Below are 14,713 nucleotides of genomic sequence, written 5' to 3'. Positions count from 1 at the left end.
TGAGGCGTCGATTGTCGCGCGTATCCGTTCGTCGTCAACCGGCGGTGGCAGCCTGCTCGATCCCGAGCCACGCGCGCACACGCCCCACCGCATCGCGGACGAGGCCTGTGAGCGGTGGCGTTCCAGCGAGGCTGCCCCACAGTGCGGCGTTCTGGCAGTACACGGCGACGGGGTCGGGCGCATCGAGCATGGCGCGGGCGGCGGCAGGGTCGAACTGGCCGTCCTGGTAGGCATACGGCAGCGCACCGGCGCCCCATCGCTCCAGAAACACGAAGAACAGCGCCGGCAGCATCGCCGTGGCGAGCGGCGCATGACCGCGCGCGAGCGACTCCACCAGCGTCGGCGTGATGAAGCCGGGAATCTTCGAGAAGCCGTCGGCCGCCACACGCTGGTTCGTGTCGCCGATGTGCGGATTGGCAAAGCGGTCGAGCACGGTGTCGCGGTAGGCAGCCAGGTCGACGGGGCTCGGTGTCAGGCAGGGGATGACGTCGTGCGTGACGTAGTCCCACGCCATGCGGCGGATGGACGGTACGGCCACGCTTTCGTCGATGGTGCGCAGGCCCAGCAGCGTGCCGGCCCACGCGATGCAGCTATGGCTGGCGTTGAGCACGCGGATCTTCGCCTCCTCATACGGCAGCACGGTGCTCACGAACTTCACCCCCACGCGTTCCAGCGCGGGCCGGCCAGCGCGGAAATCGTCCTCGACCACCCATTGCACGAAGGTCTCGGCCATGACGGGGCACCGGTCTTGCCAGCCGGTGTGCGCGGCCACGCGCTCGCGCAGGATATCGGTCGGGCGTGGGGTGATCCGGTCGACCATGGTATTGGGCGTGCTGGCGTGGGTGTCCAGCCATGCAACGAGATCGTCGTCGCCGTGCAGCGTGAGGAACTGGCGCAGGCCGTGCGCGACGCGCTCGCCGTTGTGGCGCAGGTTGTCGCAGTTGAGCAGGGTGACCGGTGCGCCGCCGCGGCGCATGCGCTGGCGCAGCACGCGTGCGAGCGCGCCGTACAGCGTGCAGGCGCCGCCGCGCAGGTCAGTCGCAATGTCGGGCTGCGTGGTGTCGAGCTGGTGCTGCTGGTCGAGGTAGTAGCCGCCTTCCGTGACTGTGAAGGAGATCACGCGTGTCTCGGGCGCGCCCCCGATTTCGCACACCGCAGCGAGGTCGGCATCCCAGGGCACGATGGTATCGATGGACGTGATGCGCTCGTACGCGCGATGGCCGGCGGTGTCCACCGTCTCCAGCGTGTAAGCGCCGTGCTGCGCGGCCAGGTCGTGCAGCAGCGTTGCGGCATCGTTGCGGATGTTGGCCAGGGCAAGACGCCATGGGGCATCCCCGGCCTCGCGCAGGCGATGCAGGTACCACGCCTGATGCGCGCGATGGAACGAGCCGGCCCCCAGGTGCAGCCAGGTGGAAGAAGCGTTGGAAGAAGGCATGAGCGTGGGCGTGGAGCGTTGCAGGTCAGGCGGCCAGTTGGGTTTGCAGGCGCGGCAGCGCGCGGCCCTCGGCATCGAACAGATGGCAGTGCGCGGCATCCGCAGCCACGCTGATGGCGCTGCCGTGCGCCAGCCTGGTCGACTCCGGCACGCGCAGCACGAGGCCGTCGGGCGCGGCCTCGCAGTCGGCATGCAGGTACGCCACATCGCCCAGGGATTCGATGTGCGTGACCGACGCCCGCATCGCGCCGGCCGCATCAAGATGCAGATGCTCCGGCCGAACGCCCAGCGTGACGGCATCGCCCGCGCGCAACGCGCCTGGCGACACCGCCACACGCTGCTGGCCGCCCGCAAGCGCCACGTCCACGCCCGACGCATCGGCACGCACGACGCTGCCGCGCAGGAAGTTCATCTTTGGCGAGCCGATGAAGCCCGCGACGAACTCGCTGGCCGGATGGTGATAGAGGGTCTGCGGCGAGCCGACCTGCTCGATACGGCCATCGCGCAGCACGACGATCTTGTCGGCCAGCGTCATGGCTTCGACCTGGTCGTGCGTGACGTAGATCATGGTCGTCTTGAGCGCATCGTGCAGGCGCGCAAACTCCAGGCGCATCTTCACGCGCAGCGCGGCATCGAGGTTGGAGAGCGGCTCGTCGAACAGGAAGACCTTGGGCTCTCGCGTGATGGCCCGGCCGATGGCAACGCGCTGGCGCTGACCCCCGGAGAGCTGCCGTGGCTTGCGATCGAGCAGCGCGTCGATGTGCAGTACCTCGGCGGCGCGGCGCACGGCGGCGTCGATGGCCTCGCGCTTCATCCCCGAGAGCTTCAGACCGAAGGCCATGTTGTCGTACACGCTCATGTGCGGATACAGCGCGTACGACTGAAACACCATCGCAATGCCGCGCTTGGCCGGTACCACGTCGTTGACGCGCGTATCGCCGATCAGCAGGTCGCCGCCGTCGATGTCCTCCAGGCCGGCAATCGTGCGCAGCAGGGTGGACTTGCCGCAGCCCGAGGGCCCGACGAAGACGACGAATTCACCGTCGGCAATGTCGAGGTTGATGTTGTGCAGGACGGTGTTCTGTTCGTAGCGCTTTTGCAGATTGCGCAGAGTGAGGCTGGCCATGGGGCGTCTCCTTGGGCGTACTCGATCTTCGATCTTCGGTATGCGATATGTGGCTCAGGCGGGCGTGGCGAGTGTCGACGTCAGGGCGTCGGCCAGGGCGCGCATGTCGGTAAAGACGTAGCGTGCGCCCGCGGCCAGCAGGCGCTGCGTGGCAACGGCCGGCGCGTGTGCAACGCCGGCAAAGCCGAACACCGTCAGGCCGGCGGCGCGGGCGGCGCGCACCCCGGTGTCGCTGTCTTCGATGGCCAGGCAATGCACGGGTGCTGCACCGAGGCCTGCGCACGCCGCGAGGTACACGTCCGGCGCCGGCTTGGGTTGGGGCATTTCGTAGGCGCTGTAGATGTGCTCGCCGAACACGTCGCGCAGGCCGGCGCGCACGAGGCTGGCTTCAATGCGCGGGCGGCTGCTGTTGCTTGCCACTGCCTTGGGCTGCGGCACGGTGGCGAGCAGCTTGGCGATGCCAGGCACCGGCTGCGATTGCGTGGCGCAGTCGTGCTCGACGTCTGCAAGGACGCTTGCCAGCTCAGCATCCGAGAGCCTCAGGCCGATGCTGCCTTGCAGCTCGTCGAGCAGTGCCACCGTGTTCATGCCCAGGCGCGGTTCGAGCATCTCCTCGAGCGCGGCCGGCGAGAGGTGCGGCACGTGCGGACCGAGCGTGCGGATCAGCGCGCGCAGCGCCACGGATTCGCTGTCGATCAGCACACCGTCGCAGTCGCAGATCAGGTAGGCGGGGGCGCGCACGTCGGTCTGCGTCATCGTCACTTCACGGCTCCGAACGTCAGGCCACGCACGAGTTGTCGCTGCGCCAGCCAGCCCAGCACGAGGATCGGCGCAATCGCCAGCACAGACGCGGCGGAGAGCTTGGCCCAGAACAGGCCTTCAGGGTTCGAGTACGACGCGATGAACACGGTGAGCGGCGCCGCGTCGATGCTGGTCAGGTTCAGGCTCCAGAAGGCTTCGTTCCACGACAGGATCAGCAAAAGCAGCGCGGTGGAGGCGAGCCCCGGCAGCATCGTCGGCAGCAGCACGTAGACGAGTTCCTGCCAGAGGTTGGCGCCGTCCATGCGCGCGGCCTCGAGAATCTCGCGCGGCACGTCGTTGCAGTAGGTGAAGACCATCCAGACGGCAATCGGCAGGTTGGCGAGCGTGTAGACAATGACGAGCGCCGTGATGGAATCTAGCAGCCCCGCCGTCTTTGCCAGTAGGTACACCGGCAGCAGTACGCCCACGGCCGGCATCATCTTGGTGGAGAGCATCCACAGCAGCACCTGCTGCGTGCGCCTGTTCGGGAAGAACGCCATCGCATAGCCCGCCGGGATGGCAATCGCCAGGGCCAGCAGCGTGGAGATGGCCGATACCGCCAGCGAGTTGCCGAGGAAGCTCGGGTAGTGCGCGCGCTCCAGCACCTCGCGGAAGCTGTCGAGCGTGGGCGTGAACAACAGCGTGGGCGTATAGGCGTCCTGCTCGGTCTTGAAGGCCGTCAGCGCTGCCCAGGCGATAGGGAAGAACAGCGCCAGGGCGATCGTCCAAGCCAGTACGCCAGCCAGCCGGGTGCGCCAGGTGGAAGTCAGCGTGCTCATTGCTCGTGCACTCCTTTCAGGTTGCGGGCCAGCATGCGCACGAGGAAGAACGCCACGACGTTTGCCAGCACCACGGCCACGATGCCGCCGGCCGACGCGATGCCGATGTCGAACTGCTGCAGGCCGAGGCTGTAGACGAAGTACGCAAGGTTGGTGGTGGCGGTGCCGGGGCCGCCTGCTGTGGTGGTGTGGATCTCGGCAAAGATGGAGAGCAGGAAGATGGTCTCGATCATCACGACCACGGCAATCGCACGCTTGAGGTGCGGCAGCACGATGTGCCAGAAGATGCGCACGGGGCTCGCGCCGTCGAGCTGCGCGGCTTCCTTCTGCTCTGGATCGAGCGATTGCAGCGCCGTCAGCAGGATCAGGAACGCAAACGGCGTCCACTGCCACGCCACGATGATGATGATCGAGAGCATCGGATGCGTCGCCAGCCAGTCCACCGGCTCGGCGCCGAACAGCCGCGCCACCCAGGCGGCCAGGCCGTACACCGGGTGCAGCATCATGTTCTTCCAGATGAGCGCCGCCACGGTCGGCATGACGAAGAACGGGCTGATGGCGAGAATGCGGGCCACACCGCGCCCCGCAAATGGTTGATCGAACAGCACCGCCAGCAACGTGCCCGCCACCACACTGATGACCAGCACCGACCCGATCAGCACCAGCGTGTTGGTGATGGCGGGCCAGAAGGCGGGGTCTTCGACCAGGAAGCGGTAGTTGTCGAGCCCTGCCAGGCCGGTCTGGTCGGGGTTGAGCAGGTTGTAGCGGCTGACGGAGAAATACAGCGTCATCGCCAGCGGCACGATCATCCACAGCAGCAGCACCAGCACCGATGGCGAGACCAGCAGCGTCGGCAGCCAGCGCCGCGTGCGCTGCGGCTGTGCCGGCGCCGACACCGGTGACGGCGTGCCGCCGACGCCGTTCACGTGCGATTCCAATGCGTGTTCCATGAGACCTCCGGGCGCAGCCGCCGCTGCATTACTTCAGATAGCCGCCTTGGCGCATGGCGCGCTGCGCCTGCGATTGCGACGTCCGCAGCGCATCCTCCACGGTCGTCTTGCCGGCGAGCGCGCCCGCAATCGCCTGCCCCACCACCGTGCCCAGCGACTGGAACTCCGGAATGGTCACGAACTGCACGCCGGTGTACGGAACCTTCTGCGCGGATGGATCGTTCGGGTTGGCCGTCTCGATGGCGTGGCGCACGAAGCCTGAGAACGGCGCGGCCTTCTGGTAAGCCGGGTCGTCATACGTCGATGCGCGCGTGCCGGGCGGCACCTCGCCCCAGCCCTGTGCCTTGGCGACCGCGCGGATGTAGTCCTTCGAAGTCGCCCACGCCGCGAACGTCTTGGCGGCTTCGGGTGATTTCGACGACTTGGGCACCGCCAGCGCCCAGATCCACAGCCAGTGCGAGCCCTTCGGCGTGCTGGCGATCGGCGCGTTGGCAAAGCCCACCTTGTCGGCGACCTTGGAATCCTTCGCGCTGCTGACCATGCCGGCCGCGACGGTGGCGTCGATCCACATGCCGCACTTGCCGCCCGAGAACAGCACGAGGTTTTCGTTGAAGCCGTTGCTGCTGGCGCCGGGCGGGCCGTATTTCTTCAGCAGGTCGACATAGGTGTTGACCGCCTGCTTCCACTGCGGCGTGTCGATGGTCGGCTGCCACTTCTCGTCGAACCAGCGGCCGCCGAACGTATTGACCATGGTGGACACGAGGGCGATGTTCTCGCCCCAGCCCGCGCGCCCGCGCAGGCAGATGCCGTAGACGCCCCTGGCCGGGTCATGCAGCTTGGCGGCAAATCTGGCGATGTCGTCATACGTCGGCTGCTCGGGCATCTTCAGGCCGGCGGCGTTGAAGAGGTCACGCCGGTAGTACGTCATCGAACTTTCGGCATAGAACGGCACGGCGTACAGCTTGCCGTCTTGCGACAGGCCCTCGCGCACGGTGGGCAGCAGGTCGGTCGTGTCGTAGCCGGCGGGCATGTCCAGCGGGACGAGCCAGCCCTTCTTTGCCCACAGCGGCGCTTCGTAGCCGCCGATCGTCATCAGATCGAACTGGCCGCTGCCCGTCGCGATGTCGGTGGTCACGCGCTGGCGCAGCACGCCTTCTTCGAGCGTGACCCAGCGCAGCTTGATGTCGGGGTGGGCCTGCTCGAACTGGCTGGAGAGCTTTTGCAGCACGATCATGTCGGGGTTGTTGATCGTGGCGATCGTGAGCGTGGTGGGCGCGGCGTGCACCGCGGCTGCACAGAACGTGTGGAATGCGGGGAGGGCCGCGAAGACAGCCAGCCTGAAGACATGAGATGGGCGGGCCATCCCGCGCAAGAACGTGCGGAACATGCAGTCGTCTCCTTTTTGGAATGTGGCGATGCGGCCGCATCGCCTGGACAAGAGGTCTGAATTGAGCAATTGTCCTTGTTGTGAGCAAATAATCGGATGCGGTATCGCACTTGTCAAGCAAATGCTCGTTCGTGGAGCAAAAGCGCGATACAGTACACCGTATCGCCAAGGTTCTAGCCAGAGGAGACGCTGCGTGTCCAAGCAGCAAGAGAAACGAGATCAGGCCGCTCGCGCGGCGTGGCTGTACTACGTGGGCAACCACACGCAGCAGGACATCGCCGAGCAACTCGGGGTGTCGCGCCAGATCGCCCAGCGGTTGATCGCCTACGCGGTGGAGCATGGGCTGGTGAAGGTCCGCGTGACGCACCCTGTGTCAGCGTGCCTGGAACTGGCGGAAAGCCTGCGCAGCCGCTTCCGGCTGGAGGCCTGCCACGTGGTGCCGACCGCCGCCGACAGCGCGGAAGCGGTACAGCGCATGATTGCCGTGGCGGCTGCCGAGACCATGGAGCGCCACCTGCTGGCCGAGGCGCCGCGCGTGGTCAGCGTCGGCTCGGGACGCACGTTGCGCGCCGCCATCGATCAGCTGCCGGATCTCGACCGCCCGCAGCACCGCATCGTCTCGATGGTGGGGGCGATTGCCGCGGACGGCTCGTCCAATCGTTACGACGTCGCGCTGGCTGCCGCTGAGAAAACCCGCAGCCGCTACTACCTGCTGCCCGCGCCGCTGGTGGCCGACAGTGCGGAAGACACGCGCCAGTGGTGCCAGCACCGCCTCTACGGCGTGGTCGCAGACCTGGCCGCGCAGGCGGATGTCACCTTCATCGGCGTCGGCACGATCGGGCCGGGGTGCGCATTGCAGGTCGACGGCTTCATCACTGCGCAAGACGTCGACGACCTGCTCGCGCACGGTGCCGCTGGCGAACTGATCGGCCGGCCGATCGATGCGCAAGGGCGCCTGCTCGACCTGCCGCTGCAAACGCGCATCACGAGCTTGCCGCTGCAGCCGATGCCCGCGCACCCGGTGATCGCCATGGCGGGGGGCGTTGCCAAGGCGGGCGCGATTGCGGCCGCCCTGCGCGGCGGGTGGCTGACTGGCCTGGTGACCGACGAAGCTTGCGCGCAGCGGATTCTTGAACTGGATTGAACCCGTACCCGCGCAGACCTTTCAGCGCGTTGGCGGCGGCAGCACGGGCGTGACCGTAAACCCGCGTGCCGCCAGCAGTGCCGGAATGCCCTTGGGGCCGATCATGTGCAGGGCCCCGACGGCGCCGAACACCCGCTGGCCGCTGGCGTGCACCTTGGCGATGTTCTCGGCCATGGCGCGGTTGCGGTTCGTGACCAGGCGCTGGAACGCGCGCTTGTCGGAGCGCGTTTTCAGGCAGTCGCACCACTGCGGATAGCGCTCGAGCGTACCGATGTCGCTGTCGGCCCATGCGTTGGCGAGCGTCAACGTCTGCGTGCGCGCCTCGCCCGATTCAATCGCGTCGAGCACCGTATCGAACTGCTGTGCGAGCTCGTTTTTCGGCACGATTTCGTTGAGCACGCGCACCTGCTGGGCGAGGGTTTCGAGTGGCACGACGGGCAGGCGCCGGCTTTTTGCGTAGGTGGTCAGGAAGAGGTCGATGCCGAAATCCGGATACAGGCCATCGGTTCGGACGCCCAGCACCGCCAGCGATGCCAGCTGCATGGTCGGCTGGAACTTGCGGATCTGCGTGAGGGCCGTGTCGGGCAGGCATGCGGCGGCGAGCAGCTTGTTGAAGCGTTCTCCGCGGCGCCCCGCAAGGAGTTGCCGGTCTTCGCTCGTATTGCGCGCGGCGGGCGCCTTGCCGGCGGTGTCCTTGTTGAGCAGGTCGAGTTCCAGCGCGACGGCGTCCACCTGCTGGAGCGCCTCCCGGATGGCGGGGCCGGGCAGCATCCAGTCTGCGCGCGCGACGTGGATGGTGCCGTAGAGCCACGATGTGTGGCCGTTCCTTTCAATGCGCCAGAGCAGTCCGTGGTCGGTGGCGCGCTGGGCGGCGGCGGCCCAGCCGTCCTGGGGGATGAAGCTCGAGGCGGGCGGCGGGCAGTGTGCGGCGGCGGATGCCGGTGCATCCTGCGCGGCTGCGCTGCCGATGCCCGTCAGCAGGCAGAACGCGGCCGCGAGCGCGCGCCATGTGGTGCGGTTGCGTGGCATGTGGCGGCTCCCCGAAATGTTGTTGTGGTGGTCGTTGCAGTGTAGCGGGCGGGGGCGATCGTTCAATCGTCGCGACGGTCGACCTACTCGCTCAAGCGCGGCGGCACGGCGTGTGCGGCGCGTGTCTCGCGAAACCACAGCGCCAGGCTTTCGTCTTCGAGCGCATAGGCGCCGCGCGATTCCTTCCAGATGAGGTTCTTGTCGCGCAACGCATCGAGCGCGGCCTGCACCGTCGCGGTCGAGAACTCGCTGTGGCCCAGCTTTGCGGCATACGCCTTCATCGATTCTTCGGAGAACGGCGAATAGCCCGGCCCGCGCTCGATCAGCACGGCCAGCACGGCGCGCTGGATCTCGGTCAGCGCAGCGTAATCGCTTTCGATCTCGCCCCAGATGCGGTCCCGGATGCCCTGGGCGCCTCGCTTGAGCAGCTCGCCCAGGTTGGCCGCCTCGCCGAGCTCGAGCGCAATTTCGCTGACGATGCCCTTGAGCATCTCGGGCCGGTGTCCGACCAGCTGGAAGGCGGCGAACATGTCGTCTTCCTTGAACTGGTTGTTGGGCGCGAGGTGCTGGTTGACCCACGCGGTGTACGCCGACACATACGGCCGCCCCAGCAGCGGGAAATTCGTCACGCGCGAGCCGAAGAACGGCTGCGTGCGGTTGAGCAGCAGGTTGGCCAGCTTGTCACGGTTCGACCCCGTAAAGACGAGGAACAGGCGCGGCTCCGCCACCCCCTGGTTCATCTGGTCGCGCGCGGCCTTGAGCGCGAACATGGCATTGGTGCCCGCCTCGGTGGACAGCGCGTGCTGCGCCTCGTCGATGATCAGCACGATGGGCCGGCGCGCTGCCTTGTACAGCACATCGAGCGCATCGGCCAGCGTGATTCCCGGCGGCAGGCCGATCTTGCCGAGGTTGAACGTGAAGGTGCGCAGCACGTCTACCTTTTCCATGCCGGCCTGCTTGGCGAGCTTGGCGATGGGCCCGTCGAACTCGGCCAGCTTCGATTTGATGGCGTCGGCAATGAGCAGGCCCGGGTCGCGGGCGCGGTCGGCCCACAAATCGACGTAGATGGCGATCCACTTGCGGCGCTCGACCTCGGGCACCAGGTCTTCGCGCAGGAACGTGCTTTTGCCGGTGCGCCGGGGCGCAGCCAAGAATAGGCCGGAGCGCGCGTCGGCCAGGCCCTTGCCTTCCAGGCTGTCGCACAGCGTGTTGGCAAGGTCCTGGCGGTGGAAGTTGAAGCGGCCGGTGTCGGTGTCTGAATCCATCGGGTGCCCCGTTTTAGACCTGATTATGTAAGTCGGTATAAATTATAGTCAATCCAATAATTAAGGCTAATTCAGTCGGCTTGCCGGGAAAACACGCGTTGCGCGGCAGGACGTCGCAGGACAAACGTGAATTGTTGTGCAGCGCTATACTCGCCGGATTCCCTCGCCATCCCCATGCTCCATCGCCGCTGGCTCTTCCTCGTCTGGCTTGCGACCGTACTGAACGTACTGTCGCCGGTGCTCGCGTCTGCCCGCGCGGCGCAGACCGGCACGCTCGCCGTCGAGCTTTGCAGCGCCACGGCTGCGCATGGCAGCACGGTCGAGATTGCCGTCGACCTGCCAGGCGATGGCGCCCGCGCCGACGACGCTGCCGCGCACCACGGCGTGGCGCATTGCCTGTATTGCCCGGGCTTTGCCGCCGGGTTTGCGCTGGCGGCCGCGCCGGCGCTGGATGTTCCTACCGCGCATTTCGTCTATCGCGTGCGGCAGCCGGCCAGCCCGGCACCCGTGTACGCGCGCAGTGCGCTGCGCGTAGCCGATTCGCGCGCGCCTCCGCTGTCTTCGCCGTTGTCGAACTGACGCGCCCGCGGGAGTGAGTCTCGCGGCGCCTGTGCGCCTGGCCCACGCATGGCCGGCGCCATCGCAACCCCGGAGACCACCCCGATGTCATCCTACAAGCGCATTGCCGCCGCGCGGCCCCGGCGCACGCTGGCGTGCCGTGCAGCGCTGGCCCTGAGCGCAGCGGCGCCGCTGTCCGCCTTTGCCGCGGACGAGGCGACGCCCGCGCCCGCGACGCAGGAACTCGCGCCCACCGTCGTGCGCGCCAGCACCGCCCGCGCGCCCTTTGCCCCCAGCACGCCGGCCGTCGTGCAGAGCGTCACGGCCGATCAACTGGCCGACCGCAACGTCGTCACCACCGAAGACGCCGTCAAATACCAGCCCAACGTGATGGTGCGCCGCCGCTTCATTGGCGACCGCAACTCCATCTTCGCGGGGCGCGATTTCAACGAGTTGCAGAGCGCGCGCGGCCTGCTGTACGCCGACGGCATCCTGCTCTCGAACCTGCTGGGCTCGGGCTACAGCTATCCGCCGCGCTGGTCGATGATCGGGCCGGACGACCTGGCGCGGGTCGACATCCTGTACGGGCCGTTCTCGGCGCTGCTGCCCGGCAATTCGATGGGCACGACCATCGCGCTGACGCTGCGCCGCCCCGAGACCTTCGAGGCCGCCGCCCAGACGCAGGTGATGAGCCAGCACTACAACGATGCGTACGGTTTCTCGCGCACCGTCACCGGCAACCACGAGAGCGCGTCGCTGGGCGACCGCATCGGCAGGTTCTGGTATGCGGTGTCGGTGGACCGGCTCGAGAACGACAGCCAGCCGATGCAGTACGCCACGCCCAATTCCGCGTTCAATGCGTCGGCGGGCGTGCCGGTGCCTGTCACGGGCGCCATGACGGACCGCGGCCCCAACGGCCAGCCGCGTGTGATTCTCGGCCCGCAGATGCTCGAGCGCACACAGCAACTGCAGGAAACGGTGCGCCTCGGCTATGTCTTCAGCGACAGCCTCGAAGCGTCGTTCATGCTCGGCCACTGGGAGAACCACTTCAGCGACCAGGCCGTCAGCTTCCTTCGCGATGCCGCCGGCAATCCGGTCACCGGCGGCAATGTGCTGATCAACGGCACGCGCTACACCATTGCGCAGAACGCCTTCGCCCCGCAGAACGGCGACCAGGAAAACTGGCTCTACGGGCTGGGTGTGAAGGGCAGGCTCGGCGGCTGGAAGATCGACACCAATGCGTCGGCCTACAACGTCACGCGCGACATCCTGCGGGCGTCCAACACGGCGGCGGGCGGCGGGCCCGGCACGGTGTTCTACGGCGACGGCACGGGCTGGTCCAACCTCGACGTCAAGGCCACGTCGCCCATGGTGGCGGGCCATACGTTCACGACCGGCTACCACTACGACCAGTACCACCTGCGCAACCAGACCTTCAATGCGACGAACTGGTCGGCCGAAACGGTGTCCACGCTGAAATCCGGCTACCAGGGCGATACCCAGACGCAGGCCGTCTTCCTGCAGGACGCCTGGGCCTTTGCGCCGCGCTGGCTCGCCACGCTGGGCCTGCGCTACGAGAACTGGCGCGCCTACAACGGCCAGCTCGGCAACGGCAGCACCACGCTCGGCTATGCCAGCCGCACCGAAGACGCGTTCTCGCCCAAGGCGGCCCTCCAATGGCAGGCCACGCAAGACACGCTGCTGCGGCTCTCATACGGCCGGGCGGTGCGTTTCCCGACGGTCGCCGAGCTGTTCCAGGGCACCATCAGCGGCAACACCATCGTCAACAACGACCCGAACCTCAAGCCCGAACGCGCGAACGACTTCGACTTCACCGTCGAGCAGGCCGTGCCGTACGGCATGCTGCGCACGAGCCTCTTCCAGAGCGACGTGCGCGACAGCATCTATACGCAGACCAACATCCTCGTCACGCCGAATGTGACGAATGTGCAGAACGTCGACCGCGTGCGCACGCGCGGCATCGAGCTTGCGTATTCCGGGCAGAACGTGCTGCAAGACCTTGGTGTGCGCGGCGTCGATGTGGAAGCCAATGTCGCGTTCACGCAATCGAAGACGCTGGCCGACGCAGCCAACCCCACGTATGTCGACAAGACGTGGCCGCGCATGCCGCGTGTGCGCGCCAACCTGTTTGCCAGCTGGCATGCGACGCCCGACTGGACACTGGGCGCGGGCGTGCGCTATTCCGGCCGGCAGTACGGCACGCTCGACAACACCGATGTGCTGCCGAATGTCTACGGCGGCACCAGCAGTTTCTTCACCGTCGACCTCAAAGCCAGCTACCGTATCGACAGGCATTTCACGCTGGCGCTGGGCGTCGACAACCTGACCGATCGGCGGTACTTCGTGTACCACCCGTATCCGTCGCGCACGTTCTATGGACAACTGAAATGGCGTCTGTAATGCACTCGATTCCGCGCTGGGCGGCCGGCCTGTTCCTGGCCCTGGCCGTGATGGCGGCCGGCGCTCACGAAGGCCACGACCACGGTGCGATGGCCGGAAAGGGGGTCGCCAAGCCGCAACTCGCGACCACGGCCGCGTTTGACAAGGCCGGTCGCCTTTGGGTGACGTGGGCGGAAGGGCAGCATGTCGTGGTGGCCTCGTCCGATGACCTCGGCAAGACGCTTTCCAGGCCGCAGCGCGTGAACCCGCAACCCGAGCCGATCTACACCGACGGCGAGAACCGCCCGAAGGTCATCGCGAGCCCGGACGGCGCGCTGTATGTGAGCTGGTCGCGGCCGCTCGATGCGCCGTACACGGGTTTCGTGCGCTTCTCGCGCTCGCTGGACGGCGGCAGGACATGGAGCGTGCCGGTCACGGTGCACCATGATCGCCAGCCCATCACGCATCGCTTCGACTCGATGGCGGTGGACAGCGCGGGCCGCATCTTCGTCACGTGGATCGACAAGCGCGACCTGCTGCGTGCGCAGGCCGCCCGGCAGCCGTATGACGGGGCGGCGGTCTACTACACGGTGTCGACCGACCGCGGCGCCACGTTCGCGCCCGAACGCAAGGTCATCGACCAGACCTGCGAGTGCTGCCGCATCGCGCTGGTGCCGGACGCCGACGGGCACATGCTGGCGCTGTGGCGCAACGTGTTTGCCGGGCAGATCCGCGACCATGCGCTGACGACATTGCCAATCGGTAACACGCCGCCGGTCATCACGCGCGCGACGTTCTCGGACTGGCGTGTGGATGCGTGCCCGCACCACGGCCCCGCGCTGGCCGTCACGCCCGACGGTGTGCGGCACATGGCGTGGTTTTCCGTGGTGAACGGCAAGCCGGGTTTGTTCTACAGCCGTCTTGCCGCTGACGGCAAACCGATCGGCGGCGCGTGGCCATTTGCCGGTTCGGCACAGGCGGGTGCGCAGGCATCGCATCCGGCGCTGCTGGCCGCAGACGGCGCGCTGTGGCTCGCGTGGAAGCAATTTGCCGGCGACCGCATGCAGATCGTGCTGCGCAAGTCCACCGACGGCGGCGCGCATTGGACGATGCCCGTAAACGTGGCCGACGCCGCTGGCGGAAGCGACCACCCGCAACTGCTCGCGGGCAACGGGCACGTCTACCTGTCGTGGCGCACGCAGGTCGAGGGCTACCGGCTGATCGACGTGGCGGGCGTGGTTCCGGCCACCGCAACCCAGGAGGCATCGCAATGACCGTACGGTACCAATCGTTGGCGTTGGGAATGGCGCTGTGGGCCGCAGCCGTTGCGGTGCAGGCCGCCGAAGCGCTGCAGTTCCGGCCGTTGCATGCACGCGATGTGCCGGCCTTGTTGCAGACGCCGCAAGCGCGGCCGCGCATCGTCGAGATCTGGTCGCTCGACTGCAGCTACTGCCGCGAGAACATCGCCCGCATCGCCCAGTGGCGGCGCGCTGCCGGGCGCAACGTCGATGTGGTGATGGTCGCCATGGACGGCCCCGAACAGGCCGAGATGCTGAACCGCGCGCTCGCGCCCCTGGCCCGCGACAGCAAGATCGGCCTTGCCCATGTGCCGCAGTACGCGAATGCGGAGGACATACCGGAGCGCCTGCGTGCCGCACTCGACCCCGGCTGGCAGGGCGAGATGCCGCGCACGATCATCCTGCGCCCCGACGGCAAGCGTCATGCATCGAGCGGCTTGCTCACGCCGCAGGCCTTGGATGCCGCGCTCAGGGATTGACCAGGAAATGGCGCAGACCCCCCTCGTTGTTGGGGTATGGCGGGGTGGGCGCCCTTTTTATA

At 67.3% G+C, this 14,713-nt stretch carries 13 protein-coding genes; 5 read left to right on the top strand and 8 right to left on the bottom strand.

Annotation, left to right across the window (positions count from 1 at the left end):
* Positions 1-34: 34 nt before the first annotated feature.
* Genes dalD through KHN96_RS00975 form a run of 6 tightly spaced genes read right to left on the bottom strand, consistent with a single transcriptional unit; the run spans position 35 to position 6,478 of the window.
* Positions 35-1,435 carry a D-arabinitol 4-dehydrogenase gene (gene dalD / locus KHN96_RS01000; RefSeq protein WP_062738965.1) on the bottom strand — a complete coding sequence of 467 codons (1,401 nt, stop codon included), beginning with the start codon at positions 1,433-1,435 and terminating at the stop codon, positions 35-37.
* Between the two features lie 25 nt (positions 1,436-1,460).
* Positions 1,461-2,561, bottom strand: coding sequence for an ABC transporter ATP-binding protein (locus tag KHN96_RS00995; protein WP_062738910.1), 1,101 nt, complete (start codon positions 2,559-2,561; stop codon positions 1,461-1,463).
* Positions 2,562-2,615: 54 nt separating this feature from the next.
* Positions 2,616-3,317 (bottom strand): HAD family hydrolase, encoded by a 702-nt coding sequence (locus tag KHN96_RS00990; protein ID WP_045219754.1) that lies wholly within the window; start codon positions 3,315-3,317, stop codon positions 2,616-2,618.
* A gap of 2 nt (positions 3,318-3,319) precedes the next feature.
* On the bottom strand, positions 3,320-4,141 hold the full coding sequence (locus KHN96_RS00985; protein WP_062738911.1) for a carbohydrate ABC transporter permease: 822 nt from the start codon (positions 4,139-4,141) through the stop codon (positions 3,320-3,322).
* A complete protein-coding gene (locus KHN96_RS00980; RefSeq protein WP_082062927.1) occupies positions 4,138-5,091 on the bottom strand; it encodes a carbohydrate ABC transporter permease in 954 nt (317 codons plus the stop codon). The genes KHN96_RS00985 and KHN96_RS00980 overlap by 4 nt, the downstream gene beginning before the upstream one ends.
* A 28-nt stretch (positions 5,092-5,119) precedes the next feature.
* Complete coding sequence (locus KHN96_RS00975; protein ID WP_052698632.1) at positions 5,120-6,478, bottom strand: ABC transporter substrate-binding protein; 1,359 nt, start codon at positions 6,476-6,478, stop codon at positions 5,120-5,122.
* A 193-nt stretch (positions 6,479-6,671) separates the two neighbouring features.
* On the opposite strand from KHN96_RS00975, the gene KHN96_RS00970 reads away from it, so the two are divergent.
* Complete coding sequence (locus KHN96_RS00970; RefSeq protein WP_045219758.1) at positions 6,672-7,622, top strand: sugar-binding transcriptional regulator; 951 nt, start codon at positions 6,672-6,674, stop codon at positions 7,620-7,622.
* A 21-nt stretch (positions 7,623-7,643) separates the two neighbouring features.
* Here the strand turns inward: KHN96_RS00970 and KHN96_RS00965 are convergent, their stop codons facing one another.
* Both KHN96_RS00965 and KHN96_RS00960 read right to left on the bottom strand, forming a co-directional pair.
* Positions 7,644-8,651 carry a TraB/GumN family protein gene (locus KHN96_RS00965; protein WP_115044486.1) on the bottom strand — a complete coding sequence of 336 codons (1,008 nt, stop codon included), beginning with the start codon at positions 8,649-8,651 and terminating at the stop codon, positions 7,644-7,646.
* An 83-nt stretch (positions 8,652-8,734) separates the two neighbouring features.
* A complete protein-coding gene (locus KHN96_RS00960) occupies positions 8,735-9,916 on the bottom strand; it encodes an ATP-binding protein (protein WP_045219760.1) in 1,182 nt (393 codons plus the stop codon).
* A gap of 174 nt (positions 9,917-10,090) precedes the next feature.
* On the opposite strand from KHN96_RS00960, the gene KHN96_RS00955 reads away from it, so the two are divergent.
* From KHN96_RS00955 to KHN96_RS00940, 4 genes are all read left to right on the top strand, one after another.
* Positions 10,091-10,495 (top strand): DUF2946 family protein, encoded by a 405-nt coding sequence (locus KHN96_RS00955; RefSeq protein WP_045219762.1) that lies wholly within the window; start codon positions 10,091-10,093, stop codon positions 10,493-10,495.
* A gap of 84 nt (positions 10,496-10,579) precedes the next feature.
* The gene (locus KHN96_RS00950) at positions 10,580-12,895 is read left to right on the top strand and encodes a TonB-dependent receptor (RefSeq protein WP_062738913.1); all 2,316 of its coding nucleotides are present in this window, start codon (positions 10,580-10,582) and stop codon (positions 12,893-12,895) included.
* Positions 12,895-14,148 (top strand): sialidase family protein, encoded by a 1,254-nt coding sequence (locus KHN96_RS00945; protein WP_062738914.1) that lies wholly within the window; start codon positions 12,895-12,897, stop codon positions 14,146-14,148. The genes KHN96_RS00950 and KHN96_RS00945 overlap by 1 nt, the downstream gene beginning before the upstream one ends.
* Positions 14,145-14,651: a TlpA family protein disulfide reductase gene (locus tag KHN96_RS00940; protein ID WP_062738915.1), complete on the top strand. Its 507-nt coding sequence runs from the start codon at positions 14,145-14,147 to the stop codon at positions 14,649-14,651. Before KHN96_RS00945 ends, KHN96_RS00940 begins: the two co-directional genes overlap by 4 nt.
* The last annotated feature ends 62 nt before the right edge of the window (positions 14,652-14,713 follow it).

Origin of the sequence: Ralstonia mannitolilytica, from assembly GCF_905397375.1 — a bacterium.
GTDB classification, from domain to species: Bacteria; Pseudomonadota; Gammaproteobacteria; order Burkholderiales; family Burkholderiaceae; genus Ralstonia; species Ralstonia mannitolilytica.
The sequence above is the reverse complement of the archived record's forward strand: the minus strand, read 5'-3'. Positions and strand labels throughout refer to the sequence as shown.

Excerpts from the sequence above, each read along its gene's own strand:
- dalD (WP_062738965.1), bottom strand. The coding sequence starts at position 1,435 with ATGCCTTCTTCCAACGCTTCTTCCACCTGGCTGCACCTGGGGGCCGGC.
- KHN96_RS00995 (WP_062738910.1), bottom strand. The coding sequence starts at position 2,561 with ATGGCCAGCCTCACTCTGCGCAATCTGCAAAAGCGCTACGAACAGAAC.
- KHN96_RS00990 (WP_045219754.1), bottom strand. The coding sequence starts at position 3,317 with ATGACGCAGACCGACGTGCGCGCCCCCGCCTACCTGATCTGCGACTGC.
- KHN96_RS00985 (WP_062738911.1), bottom strand. The coding sequence starts at position 4,141 with ATGAGCACGCTGACTTCCACCTGGCGCACCCGGCTGGCTGGCGTACTG.
- KHN96_RS00980 (WP_082062927.1), bottom strand. The coding sequence starts at position 5,091 with ATGGAACACGCATTGGAATCGCACGTGAACGGCGTCGGCGGCACGCCG.
- KHN96_RS00975 (WP_052698632.1), bottom strand. The coding sequence starts at position 6,478 with ATGTTCCGCACGTTCTTGCGCGGGATGGCCCGCCCATCTCATGTCTTC.
- KHN96_RS00965 (WP_115044486.1), bottom strand. The coding sequence starts at position 8,651 with ATGCCACGCAACCGCACCACATGGCGCGCGCTCGCGGCCGCGTTCTGC.
- KHN96_RS00960 (WP_045219760.1), bottom strand. The coding sequence starts at position 9,916 with ATGGATTCAGACACCGACACCGGCCGCTTCAACTTCCACCGCCAGGAC.
- KHN96_RS00955 (WP_045219762.1), top strand. The coding sequence starts at position 10,091 with ATGCTCCATCGCCGCTGGCTCTTCCTCGTCTGGCTTGCGACCGTACTG.
- KHN96_RS00950 (WP_062738913.1), top strand. The coding sequence starts at position 10,580 with ATGTCATCCTACAAGCGCATTGCCGCCGCGCGGCCCCGGCGCACGCTG.
- KHN96_RS00945 (WP_062738914.1), top strand. The coding sequence starts at position 12,895 with ATGCACTCGATTCCGCGCTGGGCGGCCGGCCTGTTCCTGGCCCTGGCC.
- KHN96_RS00940 (WP_062738915.1), top strand. The coding sequence starts at position 14,145 with ATGACCGTACGGTACCAATCGTTGGCGTTGGGAATGGCGCTGTGGGCC.